General features: G+C 70.5%; 20 protein-coding genes. 10 read left to right on the top strand and 10 right to left on the bottom strand.

The genetic code is table 11. The features are described from left to right. Window positions 1–8 precede the first annotated feature (8 nt). Together ABH940_RS18430 and ABH940_RS18425 are read left to right on the top strand one after the other, a co-directional pair. Window positions 9–938, top strand: a complete 930-nt coding sequence (locus tag ABH940_RS18430; RefSeq protein WP_370105732.1) for an NADP-dependent oxidoreductase — start codon at window positions 9–11, stop codon at window positions 936–938. 78 nt (window positions 939–1,016) lie between these two features. Next, window positions 1,017–2,132, top strand: coding sequence for an AraC family transcriptional regulator (locus ABH940_RS18425; protein WP_370065795.1), 1,116 nt, complete (start codon window positions 1,017–1,019; stop codon window positions 2,130–2,132). A gap of 9 nt (window positions 2,133–2,141) precedes the next feature. On the opposite strand, the gene ABH940_RS18420 is transcribed toward ABH940_RS18425, so the two are convergent. After that, window positions 2,142–2,597, bottom strand: a complete 456-nt coding sequence (locus ABH940_RS18420) for an SPW repeat protein (RefSeq protein WP_370065797.1) — start codon at window positions 2,595–2,597, stop codon at window positions 2,142–2,144. A gap of 125 nt (window positions 2,598–2,722) precedes the next feature. Further along, window positions 2,723–2,905: a hypothetical protein gene (locus tag ABH940_RS18415; protein ID WP_370065799.1), complete on the bottom strand. Its 183-nt coding sequence runs from the start codon at window positions 2,903–2,905 to the stop codon at window positions 2,723–2,725. Between the two features lie 94 nt (window positions 2,906–2,999). On the opposite strand from ABH940_RS18415, the gene ABH940_RS18410 reads away from it, so the two are divergent. The 3 genes from ABH940_RS18410 to ABH940_RS18400 all read left to right on the top strand — a co-directional run bounded on the left by ABH940_RS18410 (window position 3,000) and on the right by ABH940_RS18400 (window position 5,521). Beyond that, window positions 3,000–3,953, top strand: a complete 954-nt coding sequence (locus ABH940_RS18410; protein ID WP_370065801.1) for a helix-turn-helix domain-containing protein — start codon at window positions 3,000–3,002, stop codon at window positions 3,951–3,953. A 107-nt stretch (window positions 3,954–4,060) separates the two neighbouring features. Then, window positions 4,061–4,597, top strand: a complete 537-nt coding sequence (locus tag ABH940_RS18405; RefSeq protein ID WP_370066094.1) for an NUDIX hydrolase family protein — start codon at window positions 4,061–4,063, stop codon at window positions 4,595–4,597. A 144-nt stretch (window positions 4,598–4,741) separates the two neighbouring features. After that, window positions 4,742–5,521 (top strand): alpha/beta fold hydrolase, encoded by a 780-nt coding sequence (locus ABH940_RS18400; protein ID WP_370105730.1) that lies wholly within the window; start codon window positions 4,742–4,744, stop codon window positions 5,519–5,521. An 18-nt stretch (window positions 5,522–5,539) separates the two neighbouring features. Here the strand turns inward: ABH940_RS18400 and ABH940_RS18395 are convergent, their stop codons facing one another. The 5 genes from ABH940_RS18395 to ABH940_RS18375 form a co-directional block, all read right to left on the bottom strand. Next, complete coding sequence (locus ABH940_RS18395) at window positions 5,540–6,205, bottom strand: DUF1707 domain-containing protein (protein ID WP_370065804.1); 666 nt, start codon at window positions 6,203–6,205, stop codon at window positions 5,540–5,542. A 158-nt stretch (window positions 6,206–6,363) separates the two neighbouring features. After that, complete coding sequence (locus tag ABH940_RS18390; RefSeq protein ID WP_370065806.1) at window positions 6,364–8,031, bottom strand: phospholipase C; 1,668 nt, start codon at window positions 8,029–8,031, stop codon at window positions 6,364–6,366. A gap of 147 nt (window positions 8,032–8,178) precedes the next feature. Then, window positions 8,179–8,400, bottom strand: a complete 222-nt coding sequence (locus ABH940_RS18385; RefSeq protein ID WP_370065808.1) for a hypothetical protein — start codon at window positions 8,398–8,400, stop codon at window positions 8,179–8,181. Next, complete coding sequence (locus tag ABH940_RS18380; protein WP_370065810.1) at window positions 8,387–8,644, bottom strand: DUF6400 family protein; 258 nt, start codon at window positions 8,642–8,644, stop codon at window positions 8,387–8,389. The genes ABH940_RS18385 and ABH940_RS18380 overlap by 14 nt, the downstream gene beginning before the upstream one ends. A gap of 208 nt (window positions 8,645–8,852) precedes the next feature. Further along, a complete protein-coding gene (locus ABH940_RS18375) occupies window positions 8,853–9,005 on the bottom strand; it encodes a hypothetical protein (protein ID WP_370065812.1) in 153 nt (50 codons plus the stop codon). Between the two features lie 459 nt (window positions 9,006–9,464). On the opposite strand from ABH940_RS18375, the gene ABH940_RS18370 reads away from it, so the two are divergent. Together ABH940_RS18370 and ABH940_RS18365 are read left to right on the top strand one after the other, a co-directional pair. Continuing rightward, on the top strand, window positions 9,465–9,716 hold the full coding sequence (locus ABH940_RS18370) for a hypothetical protein (protein WP_370065814.1): 252 nt from the start codon (window positions 9,465–9,467) through the stop codon (window positions 9,714–9,716). 300 nt (window positions 9,717–10,016) lie between these two features. After that, a complete protein-coding gene (locus tag ABH940_RS18365; RefSeq protein ID WP_370065816.1) occupies window positions 10,017–10,946 on the top strand; it encodes a class I SAM-dependent methyltransferase in 930 nt (309 codons plus the stop codon). Between the two features lie 48 nt (window positions 10,947–10,994). Here ABH940_RS18365 and ABH940_RS18360 read toward each other — a convergent pair whose 3' ends face one another. Further along, entirely contained in the window at window positions 10,995–11,684 is a 690-nt protein-coding gene (locus ABH940_RS18360) for an alpha/beta fold hydrolase (RefSeq protein ID WP_370065818.1), read from the bottom strand. Beyond that, on the bottom strand, window positions 11,681–12,127 hold the full coding sequence (locus tag ABH940_RS18355) for a pyridoxamine 5'-phosphate oxidase family protein (RefSeq protein ID WP_370105729.1): 447 nt from the start codon (window positions 12,125–12,127) through the stop codon (window positions 11,681–11,683). The genes ABH940_RS18360 and ABH940_RS18355 overlap by 4 nt, the downstream gene beginning before the upstream one ends. 221 nt (window positions 12,128–12,348) lie before the next feature. Between ABH940_RS18355 and ABH940_RS18350 the strand changes: the two genes are divergently transcribed. Then, window positions 12,349–13,107: an alpha/beta hydrolase family protein gene (locus ABH940_RS18350; RefSeq protein WP_370105728.1), complete on the top strand. Its 759-nt coding sequence runs from the start codon at window positions 12,349–12,351 to the stop codon at window positions 13,105–13,107. Between the two features lie 21 nt (window positions 13,108–13,128). On the opposite strand, the gene ABH940_RS18345 is transcribed toward ABH940_RS18350, so the two are convergent. Next, a complete protein-coding gene (locus ABH940_RS18345) occupies window positions 13,129–13,902 on the bottom strand; it encodes a class I SAM-dependent methyltransferase (protein ID WP_370065822.1) in 774 nt (257 codons plus the stop codon). 270 nt (window positions 13,903–14,172) lie between these two features. Between ABH940_RS18345 and ABH940_RS18340 the strand changes: the two genes are divergently transcribed. Then, window positions 14,173–14,658 carry a MerR family transcriptional regulator gene (locus tag ABH940_RS18340; RefSeq protein WP_370065824.1) on the top strand — a complete coding sequence of 162 codons (486 nt, stop codon included), beginning with the start codon at window positions 14,173–14,175 and terminating at the stop codon, window positions 14,656–14,658. Further along, window positions 14,655–15,680 (top strand): aldo/keto reductase, encoded by a 1,026-nt coding sequence (locus ABH940_RS18335; protein ID WP_370105727.1) that lies wholly within the window; start codon window positions 14,655–14,657, stop codon window positions 15,678–15,680. Before ABH940_RS18340 ends, ABH940_RS18335 begins: the two co-directional genes overlap by 4 nt. The last annotated feature ends 22 nt before the right edge of the window (window positions 15,681–15,702 follow it).

Raw genomic sequence — 15,702 nt, 5'->3', positions numbered from 1 at the left:
AGAACGTAATGCGTGCAGTGCTTCAGCAGTCCTTCGGTGGTCCCGAGGTCCTTCAGGTGGTCGAGACGGAGCGGCCCAAGCCGTTGTCCGGTGAGGTGCTGGTCCGGGTCCGGGCCAGTGCGCTGAACCCGGTGGACGTGGCGGTCCGCTCCGGGGCCTTCCCGCTGCTCGGCGAACCGCCGTTCGGGGTCGGCTGGGACATCTCCGGCGAGGTGGTCGAGGCCGGACCGGGCGCCCGCTACGCGGTCGGTGAGGAGGTGTACGGGATGCCGTTCTTCCCCCGCGCCGCGACCGGCTACGCGGAGTACGTCGCCGCTCCCTCACGGCAGTTGGCGCGCAAGCCGACGAGCGTCGACCACGTCCACGCCGCCGCGCTGCCGCTGGCCGCGCTCACCGCGTGGCAGGGACTGGTCGACCTGGCCGAGGTGGGCGAGGGCCAGCGGGTGCTGGTGCACCGGGCGGCCGGGGGAGTCGGTCACCTCGCGGTGCAGATCGCCAAGGCCCGTGGCGCGCACGTGATCGCGATCGCGAGCGAGTCGCGGAGCGCGTTCCTGCGGGGGCTCGGCGCGGACCAGCTGATCGATTACCGCAGCGCCGACTTCACCGAGGTGCTGCGTGACCACCCGGTCGACGTCGTCTTCGACTCGACCGCGCAGGGCGACCGTTCGCTCCAGGTGCTGCGGCCGGGCGGCGTCCTGGTCAGCATCCTGGAGCACGGCGATCGTGAGCTGATCGAACGCGTCCAGGCTGCTGGTCGGGTCTTCGCCGGGGTCTCGGTCGAGCCCGACTACGCCTCGCTGGAGGCGATCGCCGCACTGGTCGACGCCGGTCGGATCCGCCCGTTCGTGCAGCAGACCTTCGACCTGGCGGACGCCGACAAGGCGCACGAGCTGTTGGAGACCGGGCATGTCCAGGGCAAGATCGTGCTGACCGTTTGAGCAGCCGACCGTCCGACCGTTTGACCAGGTGACCGTCCGAGCGTGAGACGGCGTCATCGAGAGGAGGAGCGGCGAGCCATGGACATCCTGAGCGACGCGCTGTCCCTGATGCGGACGGCCCGGCCCGCCTCCGTCCGCACCGACGGACGCGCGCCCTGGGCGCTGAAGCTGCCGCCGGTGGCGGGCGCGGGATTCCATGTGGTGCTGCACGGCACGTGCTGGCTGCTCCCGGTGCAGGACGCCGGGCGGAGCCACCCGCCGCTCGCGCTCGCTCCGGGCGACGTCGTCTTCCTGCGCAGCGGTTCGGCGCACGTCCTCGCGGACCGTCCGGAGAGCGAGTCGGTGACCCCGGCCCCGGGGGACTTCGAGGCGGGGGCCGACTCGGCGGATCCGGCTGATACGGCGGGAGTAGCCGGTGCGGCCGAGGCCCGCTCCCGGTACCCGATCGGCCGGATGCGGCTCGGCGGATCGGGCGCGGAGACCAGCCTGCTGTGCGGCAACTACCACCTGGACCAGGCCCGTCCGCACCCGCTGCTGGCCCAGTTCCCCGAGGTGATCCACCTGCCCGCCCGTCCGGGGCGGCATCCCGAACTGAGCAGCGCGGTCCAGCTGCTCTCCGCGGAGTTGGAGCGCCCGCGCCCCGGTACCGACGGGATCGTCTCCGCGCTGATCGACGCGCTGCTGCTCTACATCCTGCGCGCCTGGCTGGACGAGCAGCCCGCGCAGGAGCGCAGTGGATGGCTGGCGGCGCTGAGTGATCCGGCGGTCGCCCCCGCACTTGCCGCGATGCACGGGGATCCGGCGGAGGCGTGGACCGTGCAGTCGCTCGCCGACCAGGCCGGGCTCTCCCGGGCGGCGTTCGCGCGGCGGTTCAGCACGATGGTCGGCGAGCCGCCGCTGGCGTACCTGACCCGGTGGCGGATGACGCGGGCGGCGGCACAGTTGCGCGAGGACGCGGAGTCGCCGCTGAGCGCGGTCGCTGCCCGGGCGGGATACGGGAGCGAGTTCGCCTTCGGCAAGGCGTTCAAGCGGGAGTACGGCGTCGCGCCCGGCGTTTTCCGGCGCGAACTCCACGGCGTGGCGCGTGGCGTGGAGAGTGACCCGGGGCAGCGTGCGGGGCAGGGCACGCGACGGCCCGCGGCCGTCGAACGGGTCGGAGTCGCGGGTCGTCAGTGGGCGGGTTCGGGGTCCTGAACGGGAGCGTCAGCGGCGCATGCGCATGCCGCGTCCGCCCAGGATGAGGCCCACGGCTCCGAATCCGAGGAGGCAGGCGACGGCGCCGATCAGCACGTTGTTCCAGATCATTCCGGTTGTCGGGTGGTGGCCGAGGGTGACGACCCACGGAGAGATGATCATCCAGACGCCGATCACGGCGCAGGTCCAGGTCAGTCGGTACATCCGGTCGCCGGCCGTGGTGAGACCGAGGCCGAAGGCGGCCAGGACGAGGCCGATGATCAGGTTGTTCACGGAGAGGTCGATGTTGCTCGCCCGGAAGTGGACAACCCAGGGGGAGATGGCTGCGTAGATCCCCGTCAGCAGCACCAGCCCGTCGATGGCGACCGCCTCGCGGCGGGCGTCCAGCTTTGCGTACCGCTCTCGCATCTCGGCCACATCGGGATGGCCGGTGATGTCGGGAGCGCGATGTCCAAGGTCAGACATCCCACTCACTTCCTCGCGTTAGCTCGGGATAAGTAGATTATTCACCGTATCGGCCGTCTTGTACCGATATGCCGCGTGCGAATTTCGAGCAGGCTGTGGGCAATTGCGCTGGTGGACCTGCGGACTCAGGCCCGCTCCGGCGTGCGTGCCCGGAGCTCGTCGCGGACGCGTTCCGCGTCGCGGTCGCGGTGGTCGTCGGTGGTGAACGTCGAGGCGGCGACGGGGAAGCCGCGTCGGGCCCGGCGGGAGTTGCGCTCCAGGCCGAGCAGGACAAGTGCCATGGCAGCGAGCAGGATCAGAATCTCCATGGCATCCAGACTGCGCTCAGCGAGATTCTGCCACCAGTGGCAGGAGAGACCAGGTGCATCGAGATCCTGCCAGAAAGAGCGTAGGCTGTGCGGCATGCTGCGTACGGTTGCGGTGCCCCTGATCGACGACTTCGCGACGTTCGAGTTCGGGGTGGTGTGCGAGGTCTTCGGCATCGACCGGACCGAGGACGGCGTGCCTCCCTTCGACTTCCGCGTCTGCTCCCCGACGCCCGATCGCGTCGTCCGGACCTCCTTCGGCGGGACGATGACCGCCCCCTTCGGGTTCGACGCGCTGGTCGACGCCGACCTGGTCGCCCTGCCCGCGTTCGCCATACGCGACCCCTACCCGCCCGAACTGCTCGACGCCCTGCGCGAGTCGCACGAGCGCGGCGCGCAGCTGCTGACGGTCTGCAGCGGCGCGTTCGCCCTCGCCGCGGCAGGGTTGCTCGACGGCCGGCGCTGCACCACCCACTGGCGCCATGCCGACGAGTTCGCCGCCCGCTTCCCTGACGCCAAGCTGGACCGGGACGTGCTCTACGTCGACGACGGCGACATCATCACCAGTGCCGGAACCGCCGCCGGAATCGACGCCGCGCTGCACCTGGTCCGCCGCGAGATCGGCTCGGAGGCGGCCACGGCGATCGCCAGGCGGATGGTCGTCCCGCCCCAACGTGACGGCGGGCAGCGGCAGTTCATCGTCCAGCCGGTTCCCGAGCACTGCGCCGACAGTCTGGAGCCGCTGCTCTCCTGGCTGAGCGAGCGGCTCGACCGCGAGCACTCAGTGGCGGAACTGGCCCGTCGGGCGCACATGTCCGAACGCACCTTCGCACGCCGCTTCGTCGCCGAGACCGGCACCACGCCGCACCGCTGGCTCTCCGCCCAACGCGTGCTGCACGCCCGACGGCTGCTGGAGCGCTCGGAGTTGACGATCGAGGAGATCGCCCGAGCCTGCGGCTTCGCCACCGCGGCGATGCTGCGCCACCACTTCCGGCGCGCGGTCGGCGTCGCACCCGCCGAGTACCGGCGCGCCTTCGCGCAGACGGCCTGAGGTCTGCGCTCCAGTCACGGTCGACGCGCTGAGGACGCGCTGAGGACGCGCCAGGGAGGTACCTGCGCGGAAGGGGTGGCACACCATAAGATCAGGCAATGGCTGAGATGGCTGACACCACCGAGACGACGCCCGGTTGGCTCGAGGTCGACGACCTCGAACTCGCGCGGGCCCAGATGCCCGTGCTCTACGTCAACGCGGTGCCCGTCCGCGTCGACGAGGGCGGCGAGGTGACCCACATCGGACTGCTGCTCCGGATGGGCGCGGACGGCAACGTCTCCCGCACGTTGGTCTCCGGCCGCGTGCTCTACCACGAGCGCGTCCGCGACGCGCTCCTGCGGCATCTGGAGAAGGACCTCGGGCCGGTGGCGCTGCCACGCATCCCGGCCTCGCTCCAGCCGTTCACGGTGGCGGAGTACTTCCCGACGATGGGGATAACGCCGTACCACGACCCACGGCAGCACGCCGTCGCGCTCGCGTACGTGGTGCCGGTCGCGGGGGACTGCCGACCGCGGCAGGACGCGCTGGACCTGGTCTGGTTCACCCCCGAGGAGGCCGCCTCCCCGCTGGTCCAGCAGGAGATGGAGGGCGGCCAGGGGGCCCTGCTCAAGCAGGCCCTCGCCCACACGTCCTGCCTGCCCTGATCACCGGTTCCGTCATCCGGGCTGCCGCCGTTGGGCGGTAGCCCGGATCTGCCAGGTTCGCCCAGCTCAAGGCCCGATCGGACGGCCGCGCCGAGCTCGCTGGGATCTGATGGACTGTCAGTGGGCCCGGCTACCCTCGCGGCCATGGGCATCGAGCACGGATACTCGTCGGGAGAGCTGCCGCTCTACTACGAATGGCACGGCGAATCCCAGGGAACGCAGCCTCCCCTCCTGCTCCTGCACGGTGGTGGCTCGACGATCGACTCCAACTGGGGCCGCTTCATTCCGGCGTTGGAGACGTCGCGGCGCATCCTCGCCGTCGAGCTGCAGGGCCACGGCCATACCGGTTCGGGGGAGCGCTCCGCATCGTTCGAGGCTTCGGCGGACGGCGTCGCCGCCTTGCTGCGGGAGCTCTCTGTGGAGCCGCTCGACGTGCTCGGGTTCAGCAACGGTGGCCAGGTCGGGCTGCAGATGGCGATCCGGCATCCGCAGGCCGTCCGCCGACTCGTCGTCGCCTCGACGCCGTTCCGCCGCGACGGCATGGTGGACGGATTCTGGGACGGGCTTGCGGCGAGCAGCTACGCCGATATGCCCCAGCCCTACCGCGAGGCGGACTTCAAGGCCGGCGGCGACCCCGCGCACGCCGAGCGCATGTTCCACCTCGACCGCGAGCTCATGCTGACGGGCTTCACGGATTTCCCCGACGCCCTGGTGGCCTCGATCACGGCCCCGACCCTCGTCATGGCCGGCGACCAGGACGTGATCCGTGTCGACCACGCCCTCCGCCTGGCCTCCCTCATCCCGCAGGCCCGCCTGCTCATCGTGCCCGCAAACCACGGTGACTACCTGGGCGAACTCGCCGCCACGGTCGATGCGGGCCCGCTCCGGCGAACGTTGGCCTTCATCGTCGACTTCCTCACGTAGGCCCACCTGGGCCCTCTTTTACGCCGCACCCTGGGCGCCGCGCGTCCGGCGCCGCTGCTGCACCAGGATCTTGCCGAGGTGCAGTTCGCCGGTGACATGGATCCGCAGTCGCGTCGGGGTCTCCTCCCGCCTGGACCGGCCGGACCGGCGTCGGCCGCGTTCCTTGAGACCGCCGAAGGTGAACTTGACCTGGTCCGTGTCGACCTCGATGCCCGGGTCGGTGATCAGCATCAGCGACCCGCCGCGCATGTCGAGATCGAGGTGCAGGGTCGGGTGGTCGATCCGCGCCTCGGTGAGGTCGAGGACAACCTTGCACCACTGGGCGCGCAGCTCCAGCTGCTGCGGCACGGTCCACGCTCCGCGGCGCACGACCTGACTGCCCTTCTGCTCGATCCGCACGGTGCTGCCGGGCGTCGGGGCGAGGAACTCCGGGACGCTGTTCGACGCGTCCGTAGGCGGAAGGTCGGCGGTCAGCGGGATCAGTTCGTCGACGGTGCGCGCGGTGAGCGCGGCCTCGACGCGATCGTCGAGCTCCTCGGCGGTCAGCCGTCCTTCACCCGCCGCGGTCTGGAGCCGGTCCACCACGGCGTCGCGGTCGGCGTGCGAGGCCTTGAGTGAAGGGGCTCCGACGTCGGTCCCGGCCCTGCCGACTGCCCTGTCGACGGGCTGACTGTCCGCTGCCATGAGATCTCCCCGTGCTCCGCTGCGATCATTCGGTCGTCTGCGACTGACGGACTTACGATATATCGCGAATGCGTTCCCGGCCAAGCGCCCGATGTCGAACGCGTGCGGGGAACGCCCAACCATATGGGCATGCCCCGCACGCGTCTGGCGTGGGTCGGTCAGGGGACCTGCGGACGGGTGGGCGTGGTCTCCTGCGTCGGCATGGAGTTGCTGCTCGGCAGCGGGTAGGGGATGCCGACGTCCAGCGTCCCGGCCAGGGCGTTGAGCACCGCCTGCTCCGCCGCCGAGGTGTCGCCCAGCGAGACCTGCGGGAGCGAGGGGAACGCGGTGGTCGGCGCGGCGCTCAGGTTGAACGCGCCGGTGAAGTCGCCGGTGACGCCGCGCCGCCAGGCGGTGAGGTTGGGGACCTCGACGCCGAAGCGGGTCTCGATGAAGCGCAGCACCGAGGTGTGGTCCAACGTCTCCGAGTGGACGAAACCGCCCGCGCTGAACGGCGAGATGACCAGGGCGGGCGTGCGGAAGCCCAGCCCGACCGGGCCGTTGACGCCGCCGACCGCCGAGGGGAGCGTGGCCAGCCACTCGCCGGGCGTCCCCTCGGGCGCGGTCGGCGGGACGACGTGGTCGAAGAAGCCGCCGTTCTCGTCGTAGACGACGATGACCGCGGTCTGCGCCCACACGTCCGGGTTGGAGACCAGCGTCGCCAGCACCTCCTGGACGAAGTACTCGCCGTAGTGCGGCGGCGCGGCCGGATGCTCGCACTCGGCGACCGGCGGGATGATCCAGGAGACGGACGGCAGCGTGCCGCCCGCGACGTCGGACTGGAACGTGCCCGGGTAGGTCGGCGTGAACGCGCGGGAGATCAGCTCGCGGCCGGTCGAGGAGAGCGGGTCGTTGTAGGCCTTGAAGTAGGGGAGCGGGCTGAGTGCCAGCAGGCCGATCGGGTCGTTGTAGACCTTCCAGTCCACCCCGGCCTGGAGCAGCCGCTCCGGCATGGTCTCCCAGGAGAGCTTGCCGTACTCGCCCAGCCGGTTGCCGAAGGTCTGGACGACCGGCCCGCCCTGTGTGCCCTCCGGGTCGATCGAGGCGGACATCAGCATCAGCCGGTTGGGGTCGGTCGGGCCGAGCACCGAGCAGTGGTAGCCGTCGCAGACGGTGAACGCGTCCGCGAGCGCGTAGTAGAACGACAGGTCGTCGCGCGTGTAGTAGCCCATGGTGACCGGGCCGTTGGTGGCGCCGTCCGCCGAAAGGTGCGCGGAGACGAAGGAGTCCATCGCTCCGCCGTTCCAACTGCGGTGCTGCGTGGCCCAGCTGTGGTCGATGTCGTTGGTGGTCTGGCCGTCCTCCAGCGGCGGGTCGCTGAGCAGCCGGAACGGCTGGAGGTAGCCGGACGCGGAGGCGCCGGTGCCCGGCTGGAAGCCGAACTGGTCGAAGACCGGGTAGCTGCGACCGCCCACGGTCTGCTGCGGCACGTTCGGGTCGCTGAAGCCGCGCACGCCGGACAGGGTGCCGAAGTAGTGGTCGAAGGAGCGGTTCTCCTGCATCAGCACCACGACGTGCTTGATGTCGGAGAGGGAGGCGTTCGTTGCCGACGCCGCCAGTGCGCTGTCGATCAGGCGCGACTGCGCGGCGGTCGGCCCCTTCGGGCCTGTGGCGCGGCCCGCGCCCATCAGCGCCGCGGCTCCGGCGGCGGACGCCCCGGCGATCAGGCCCCGCCGGGTGATCCCGCCCTTGCGCGACGGCGCGGACGGCGCCGACGGTCCGGCTTGCGCGGACGGCCCGGAATGCGCTGACTCGGCTCCCTGGCCCTCGTTCTGACTGTCCGTCATGAGCTCATGCCTCCGGTGGACGACGATGTTACTGATGCGTCGTCAACCATCATCGGCGCGCGCCTTGCGCGCAGGTGTCCGAAGGCTGCGATTGAGCTTAAGGACGGGTGAGCTTCCGTGTCATGTACAGCGTCTGGCGTACGGACCCTACGAGCGGGTCGCGCCGAAGCCGGTCTCGTGGTCCCAGACGTGGGTGCAGCTCGGGCACTGGAGGTGCAGGCGGCTGCCGGTGTTGGACAGCAGGTAGCGCCAGTGGCCGGAGCAGGTCCGGGCGGCGCCGCAGTCACCGCAGTCGCGGCTGTCGTCGCAGGAGGGGCACGGTACCCAGGCTCGGCGGCCCAGGTCCGCGTGCGGGTCAATCGGCAGCACGGCCGGGCTCCCGTGCGGGCAGCACACCGGCGGCCACCAGCTCGTCGTGGATTCGCTGCTGCTCGGCGTCGAGGCCGGAGTAGAGCAGCGTGTAGGCGGCGTCCTCGTCATGCAGCACGGCGACCGGGTCCCAGGCGGGCCCGAGGGCGTCCATGACCAGTGCTCGACGCTGTGTCTCCTGACGGGTCAGGTCGACGTCGAAGGATATGAGGCTCGTGTCGCTCGGGGTGTTGTCGCGCGTCATGCCGGACTTCCTGGGTGGTGCGTGTGCGTGGTGCTTCGGGTCTTCTTCCTGGGTATCAAAGAAGCCGCCACTCCAAAAGGGGCATTTCACCAGGTGAGGGCAGACGGGCACGTGTCCTTGCTCACGTGGCTCCTTGCTCACGTGACCCGGGTCACGCTCTGTTCACGCGCTACGCGCCCCCGTTGGGGGCGCGCAGCGCGTCACTCTGTCACTCTGCGTTGCCGGATTCCTCGTCGCTCTCGTTCTCGCGCGCGGTCAGCGCGGCGCGGATCCGCTGCAGCAAGTCGGCGTCGACGGGGGCTGCGTCGCGCAGGGAATCCATCTCGCTGGGGGATATCTGGGGATGGGGTGACTGAGACACGCGGGCACCTTACCTCGGGAAAGCGGCAGTTCAGCGAGCAGTCGGTGCGGAGAACCGGCAAACGCATCGTGGAGGAAATGCGTCCGTCGCCTTCCTGTCCCCACTGCTCGGGGTGGTCGTTCGAACGTACCCGATCGGCTGCGCCGGGCGGTTACCCGGCCCCACTCGGGAGTTGGTGCGCGGCCGCGCAGTCATTGCTCAGCGTGGCGAAGGCCGGTCGTCCGGCCCGACGACGTCGGTGGCGGCGTCGGTGGCGGGCAGCGGATTCTGCCCCGTTTCCCGGGCCCAGCGAGCCGTCGATCCGTCAACTTGCCTGCCCCGTCGGCCCGGACGGGAAAGCGTCGTTCAGGAGGTGTGCGAAGTGGCACGGACATGCCGTCCCACCTGCGAAAAGGTCCGCAAAAAAGCCTGATCGAAGGACTCCCCACAGGGGGCTCTCTGCCACTAACGTGCCTGGTCATGGACCCCGTGCTCGCCTCCGCCGTGGCTCCGGTCAGCACCGCGCACCCGACCGACCCGATCCACTGGCGCAATTCGAACCTGCCACTCACCGCCCCGGTGCCCGTCCCCTGCCGGGCCCGGATCGACGACGAGATCGTGGCCATCGACAGCTGCCGCGGCAACGGCCCGTACGTGGTCCACCTGACCGCCCCGCTGCAGAGCCCGCACGCAGAGGGCGCGCTCGTCACCGTCCTCGACGGCGGTGCGTGAGCGGCGACTGAGCTGCCGGGTCCGGCCCGAACCCCCGAGCGGGCCGGCCCCGGCTGATACCCGGGTCTTGGCGCGCGGGCACCGCGCCGGGATGGGCACTGGGCCGGGATGTGAAGCCGGGATGTGAAGGCGACAGGGCCGGAAGGTGACCGTCGAGGGCCCGTGCAGTGCACAGTGTCGCGTAGTCAAGGAGTTCTCCGGGCAGACTATGCCAAAGAGACAAAGGTCACTTGAGCCTTCCGCCGGTGTCTCGTAGCCTCGGCCGCAGTCTTCTCACGTTCGGCCTTCCTCGGAGATCCCATGAGCACCGCAGGACCGCAGTCGGCACCACCCGCCACACTGGACGACGTGCGTGGCTGGTTCTTCGCCGTGGACCGACACCTCTTCGTCTGGTTCCTGGAACAGCAGAAGAAGGCCGAGACGCCCGGGGACCTGATCGAGATGGGCGCCTACCTCGGGCGCAGCGCGATCATGCTCGGGGACTACGTCCGCGAGGGTGAGACCTTCACGGTCTGCGACCTGTTCGACTCCGACGCCCCGGACGAGGCGAACTCGGGCGAGATGGCGGCGTCCTACCGCGACACCCTCACCCGCAAGGCATTCGAGAGCAACTACCTGGCCTTCCACGACGCGCTTCCGATCGTCGTCCAGGCGCCCACCTCGGTGATGTCCGACGGCCGCACCGAGCCGAAGTCCGCGCGGTTCGTGCACATCGACGCCTCGCACCTCTACGAGCACGTGATCGGCGACATCGCCTTCGCCAAGGAGGCGCTCTCGCCCGAGGGCGTCGTGGTGCTGGACGACTACCGTTCCGAGCACACGCCCGGCGTCAGCGCGGCGGTCTGGGAGGCGGTGGCGACCATGGACCTGCTGCCGATCGTGGTCTCCGCCAACAAGTTCTACGGCACCTGGGGCGACCCGACGCCGCTTCAGGACCTGCTGCTGAAGGAGCTCGCCGAGCACCCGGAGCTGACCGCGTACGAGGAGAAGATCCGCGGCAACCGGATCATCCGGCTGCGCAACAAGGCCGGGCTCAAGCCGCCGGCGTTCCGCACCTCCCGGTTCCACGACCACATCATGGCCGAGCGCACGGCCGAGGCCGAGCGGGACCGTCGCCTGAAGGCGGCCGAGGCGGCTGCGCTTCCGGCCCGCGCCAAGCGTCTCGCCAAGGACCTGCTGCCCCCGGCCGCCGCCCGCGCCATCCGCAACGCGCGCCGCCGGAGCCGCTGAGGCGCGTTCGCCGAGCACGACCTGGCCGACTGACGCGCGGCCCGCACGTCATCCCGCCGCGGGCAGGAAGTCCAGGACTGCGGCGAGGAACGCCTCCGGTGCGGTGGCGTGAATCAGGTGTCCGGCAGGGATGGTGACGAGGCGTCCGTTCCGCACCGTGCGGGCCAGTTCGGCGACGCCGTCCTGCGGGATGTGGCTGTCCGGTCCTCCGACGAGCACCAGCGTCGCCGCGGTGATCGCGCCCAGCCGCTCCAGCCAGTCGACGGGCGGGGTGTCCAGCTGTTTCCGCAGCGCCAGGACCATCTGCCAGTCGAACGCCAGGGGCCCCTCCGGCCGGATCGGCGGCGTGGGCACGCGCGGACGCGGCAGCGGCACGTCCTCCAGCACCAGCCGGGCCACCCGGCCCGGCTGTTCCGCCGCGACGAGGTACGCGACCACACCGCCCAGCGAGTGCCCGACCAGGTCGACGCGCTCCAGCCCGAGCGCGTCGAGGAAGCCGAGGACGTCGTCCCGCAGCAGCTCCAGCGAGTAGTCGCCGGGCCAGTCGCTGTCCCCGTGTCCGCGCAGGTCGACGGCGTGGACGCGACGGTCGCGTGCGAGGGCGGGCAGGACGCCGCCCCAGTCGGCCGCGCCCTCACCGAGCCCGTGCAGCAGCACCAGCGGGGGAGCGTGCATCGGCCCGGCGACCTGGTAGGCGAGGCGGATGCCGGCGACGTCGATCGAGCGGTGGTCGGTCATGACTCGACGTCGCCGGTCTCGTATGTGAGGTCGTTGGCGACCAGTGCCGTCGGCCGGAGGCACAGCCAGGTCGTGCCACGGCTGGCGGCGTCGTCGTGGAGGTAGGCGCGGAAGCGTGCGCCCCAGCGTGACTCGTCCGCCCCGAGGTACCGCGTGAGCTTGCGCCGCCCGCGCGGCACGTCGAACGGCGCCAACTCGGCCCGCCCGCGCGCGATCACCTGCCGGACCAGCCCAGTGGCGAGGTCGCACTCGTCCACCACCAGCGCCACCGCGGGATCCCGTTCGACCCTCCGCATCAGCCGCGCCCACGGTCCGGTCAACACCCAGAACGCGCCGTCCTCCCAGAGGTACCAAACGGGCCGCACCGTCGGCCCGTTGGTGGCGATCCGAGCGGTGAGCGGCTGCGCGAGGAACTCGTCCACGTCGAAGGAAGGCGGCGTCATGGCCCTATCCTGCGCCCTCACGGGACGGCGCGTGGGGAAAAACGGGTGTGCCGAAAGAGCTCGGGCTGATAGCTTCCTGCCGACCGAGACACCGGACGAGGAGGTGAGACCCATGAACGCGGTAACCGTATGGGTGCTCCCCCTTTCGTCACGGTCGGGCGGCTGACGTAGCTGTCGCCGGGAGCGCCTCGACATTCAGGCACTCCCGAAGGGTGACTCCTATGTACTCTCTCCAGCACTCCCTGCAGTTCACCGCCGAGTCGTCGTCGAACGGCATGGTCGAGCGCGACTTCACCGTCGGCGAGATCCCCGGCGTGCTCTGGTCCCCTGTTTCCGGCGCCGAGCGCGCACCCCTGGTGCTGATGGGCCATGGCGGGGGCAACCACAAGAAGCATCCGGCGATGGCGGGCCGGGCTCAGCGCCTGGTCGACGCCTGCGGCTTCCACGTCGCGGTCATCGACGCGCCCGGACACGGCGACCGCCCACGGACCGCGCACGACGAGGAGGAGATCGCCGTCATGCAGCAGGCGATGGCGACGGGTGAGCCCGTCGGCCCCGTCGTCGTGCGCTACAACGCCTATCTGGCGGAGCAGGCCGTGCCCGAGTGGCAGGCGACCCTGGACGCGCTCCACGAGCTTCCGGAGATCGGCAGCGACGGGCCGGTCGGCTATTTCGGTCTCAACATGGGCACTGCTATCGGCGTGCCGCTGGTCGCGGTCGAACCCAGGATCACCGCTGCGGTCTTCGGCCAGCACTGGCCCCACGTCCTGGCCGAGAAGGCGCAACAGATCACCATCCCCATCGAGTTCGACCTCCAGTGGGACGACGAGCACATCTCACGTGAGCACGGCCTCGCGCTGTTCGACGCCTTCGCCTCGACGGAGAAGTCGTTGCACGTGAACTCGGGCCGGCACAAGGAACTGCCCAGGTTCGAGGCCGACAGCGCGGTCCGCTTCTTCGCCCGGCACCTCGTGCGCTGATCGATCGCCCGCCGGGACGCGTCAGGGGACGCGGCGAATGCCGTCTGCCGACGCGTCCCGGCGGAACAGCGCGGTCCACAAGAACGGCACGCCGAAGAGCTCCGACTCGGGCGGTTCTTCGTTCATGCGGCGCAGTTCGACCTCTGTCAGGTCGGAGAAGATCCGGCGCAGCGACTCCGGTGTGTAGGCGACGCCACCCTGCAGTGTGCGTTCGCGGTAGAGGTCGGCGTCGGCGAGTTCGGACCCCATACCGTTCTCGCCGGAGGCGAAGCAGGTCAGCGCGAGGTGGCCGCCCGGTGCCAGGACGCGGTCGAGCAGGGCCAGGTAGCTGACCCGGCGGTGTGGCGGCAGGTGGTGGAAGCAGCCCGAGTCGACCACCACGTCGTACGGACCGCTCAACTCGCCCTCGGTGAGGGCGAAAGCGTCACCGCACCGGAAGTCGACGTCGACACCGGCGTGGTCAGCGCGTTCCTTCCCCCACGCCACCGCGACGGGGGAGAGGTCAACAGCGTCGACCTGGAAGCCGTTCGACGCGAGATGGAGAGCGTTACGGCCGGGCCCGCACCCCAGGTCCAGGGCTCGTCCGGGAGAGATCAGGCCCTGGTCGAGGTAGGCGGCCAGGTTCTCGTCAGGCTTTGCCGCAAAGAACGGGACGGGCCTGGTCCGGTCGGTGTAGAAGCGGTCCCAGAAGCTCCGGCCGTCGCCGGTTGCCAAGCAGTCGGCCTCGGAACCGGACGTGAACAACCCGTCCAAGAGTGCGAGAACGTCCTCCATGGTGCGTACGGACCGGTCCATTCTGCTCCCCTTTCGATAGAGGTCGATCCTAGGAGCTGAGGGGGTAAAAGGCCAGGTCAGGACGCCTGTGGCGAGGCCCTGGGGCACCCGCTGCAGGCCCGGGAGGTGGCTGGGAAGGGGCCCACTCCGGGCTCGGGCCCGGCGCGCGCCCGAGCACGCCCTGGGCTTCGGGAAGGGGCCGTTCTCGACGGCGCCCAGCCAACTGTTTTGACGGATTTTCCGCGGCGGGTGTTTGCTTCGAGTGCACTCGAACGTTCTAGGTTTACCCGCATGACGGTGATCGACAGCACGCCCGTGACGCCCCCGCCGCTGCTCTCCTGCACGGCCGGGGGAGCGGCTGGGCCCACCCGTCCGCGAACGGACGGTCAGGACCGCTACACCATCAGCCAGGTGGCGGCGCTGACCGGGCTCACCGCGCACACGCTGCGCTGGTACGAGCAGATCGGGTTGCTGCCCGACGTGCAGCGGTCCGCCACCGGGCAGCGGGTGTTCGACCGACGGGACCTGGAACGGCTGGCGTTCATCGGCAAGTTGAGGGTGACCGGGATGTCGGTCGCCGCGATGGTCCGGTTCGCGGAGCTGACGCGGCAGGGGGAGACGACCGCCGACGAGCGGCAGGAGGTCCTGGAGCAGACCCGGCGCGACGTCGTGGCGCGCATTGCGGAACTGCAGGACGCGCTGGTCGCACTGGACGAGAAATTGGCATGTCACGTGAGCGCCCACGGGGCAAAGGAAAGGGCGGGGACGTCATCATGAGCAGCACCATCGAGAAGATCCGCACGGTCGAACTGGGCACGGGCGGCCCGCTTGTCGGTGCCCAGGGCTTCGGGGCCATGGGCATCAGCGCCGCCTACGGCGACACGGACGACGTCGCCGCCCGCGACACGCTGGAGGCGGCCGTCGAGGCCGGCGTCACCCTGATCGACACCGCCGACATGTACGGCATCGGTGCCAATGAGGAGTTCCTCGCGTCGTTCGTCGCCGCGCACCGCGACGAGATCACCGTGGCCACCAAGTTCGGCATCGAGTACCGCCGGGACGACCCTGCGTATCGCGCGATCCGCAACGATCCCACCTACATCAGGCAGGCCGTCGATGCGAGCCTGCGCCGACTGGGCGTCGACGTCATCGACCTCTACTACATGCACCGTCGTGACCCCGCGGTCCCGCTCGCCGAGTCCGTGGGCGCGATGGCCGAGCTGGTGCGTGCGGGCAAGGTGAAGCACCTCGGGCTGAGCGAGGTCACCGGCGCGGAGCTGCGGGAAGCGCACGCCGTCCACCCGATCACCGCGGTGCAGACGGAGTGGTCGCTCTTCAGTCGCGACGTCGAGCGCAGCGTGGTGGGCACTGCCGCGGAGCTCGGGGTCGCCTTCGTGCCGTACTCGCCGCTCGGGCGCGGCTTTCTGACCGGGGCGTTCAGCGATGCCGCCAAGGAGCTCGGCGGCGGGGACTTCCGCCAGTCGATGCCGCGCTTCAGCGGGGACAACGCCAGGGCGAACGCCGCGCTGCTCGCCCCGCTGCACGCGATGGCCGCCGAACGCGGCGCGACCATCGCGCAGATCGCGCTCGCCTGGCTCCACCAGCGGTCCGAGGTCCACGGTCTGACGGTGATTCCGATCCCGGGCACGCGCAGGCGCAGCCGCCTGCTGGAGAACGCCGGTGCCACCCGGATCCGCCTGACCGCCGAGGAGCTGGCAGAGCTGGAGCCCATCGCGGGTCAGGTGTCCGGCGAGCGCTACGCGGACATGTCGCTGACCTCCGCGGCCCGCGAGGAGTGAACGGTTCCGTCCGCGCCGCCGC

It is taken from the genome of Streptacidiphilus sp. BW17, assembly GCF_041262485.1.
Classification (GTDB): Bacteria; Actinomycetota; Actinomycetes; order Streptomycetales; family Streptomycetaceae; genus Streptacidiphilus.
This window is presented reverse-complemented; position numbering and strand designations above follow the sequence as displayed.

Coding starts and splice junctions, on each gene's coding strand:
- ABH940_RS18430 (WP_370105732.1), top strand. CDS start 9: ATGCGTGCAGTGCTTCAGCAGTCCTTCGGTGGTCCCGAGGTCCTTCAG.
- ABH940_RS18425 (WP_370065795.1), top strand. CDS start 1,017: ATGGACATCCTGAGCGACGCGCTGTCCCTGATGCGGACGGCCCGGCCC.
- ABH940_RS18420 (WP_370065797.1), bottom strand. CDS start 2,597: ATGTCTGACCTTGGACATCGCGCTCCCGACATCACCGGCCATCCCGAT.
- ABH940_RS18415 (WP_370065799.1), bottom strand. CDS start 2,905: ATGGAGATTCTGATCCTGCTCGCTGCCATGGCACTTGTCCTGCTCGGC.
- ABH940_RS18410 (WP_370065801.1), top strand. CDS start 3,000: ATGCTGCGTACGGTTGCGGTGCCCCTGATCGACGACTTCGCGACGTTC.
- ABH940_RS18405 (WP_370066094.1), top strand. CDS start 4,061: ATGGCTGACACCACCGAGACGACGCCCGGTTGGCTCGAGGTCGACGAC.
- ABH940_RS18400 (WP_370105730.1), top strand. CDS start 4,742: ATGGGCATCGAGCACGGATACTCGTCGGGAGAGCTGCCGCTCTACTAC.
- ABH940_RS18395 (WP_370065804.1), bottom strand. CDS start 6,205: ATGGCAGCGGACAGTCAGCCCGTCGACAGGGCAGTCGGCAGGGCCGGG.
- ABH940_RS18390 (WP_370065806.1), bottom strand. CDS start 8,031: ATGACGGACAGTCAGAACGAGGGCCAGGGAGCCGAGTCAGCGCATTCC.
- ABH940_RS18380 (WP_370065810.1), bottom strand. CDS start 8,644: ATGACGCGCGACAACACCCCGAGCGACACGAGCCTCATATCCTTCGAC.
- ABH940_RS18370 (WP_370065814.1), top strand. CDS start 9,465: ATGGACCCCGTGCTCGCCTCCGCCGTGGCTCCGGTCAGCACCGCGCAC.
- ABH940_RS18365 (WP_370065816.1), top strand. CDS start 10,017: ATGAGCACCGCAGGACCGCAGTCGGCACCACCCGCCACACTGGACGAC.
- ABH940_RS18360 (WP_370065818.1), bottom strand. CDS start 11,684: ATGACCGACCACCGCTCGATCGACGTCGCCGGCATCCGCCTCGCCTAC.
- ABH940_RS18355 (WP_370105729.1), bottom strand. CDS start 12,127: ATGACGCCGCCTTCCTTCGACGTGGACGAGTTCCTCGCGCAGCCGCTC.
- ABH940_RS18350 (WP_370105728.1), top strand. CDS start 12,349: ATGTACTCTCTCCAGCACTCCCTGCAGTTCACCGCCGAGTCGTCGTCG.
- ABH940_RS18345 (WP_370065822.1), bottom strand. CDS start 13,902: ATGGACCGGTCCGTACGCACCATGGAGGACGTTCTCGCACTCTTGGAC.
- ABH940_RS18340 (WP_370065824.1), top strand. CDS start 14,173: ATGACGGTGATCGACAGCACGCCCGTGACGCCCCCGCCGCTGCTCTCC.
- ABH940_RS18335 (WP_370105727.1), top strand. CDS start 14,655: ATGAGCAGCACCATCGAGAAGATCCGCACGGTCGAACTGGGCACGGGC.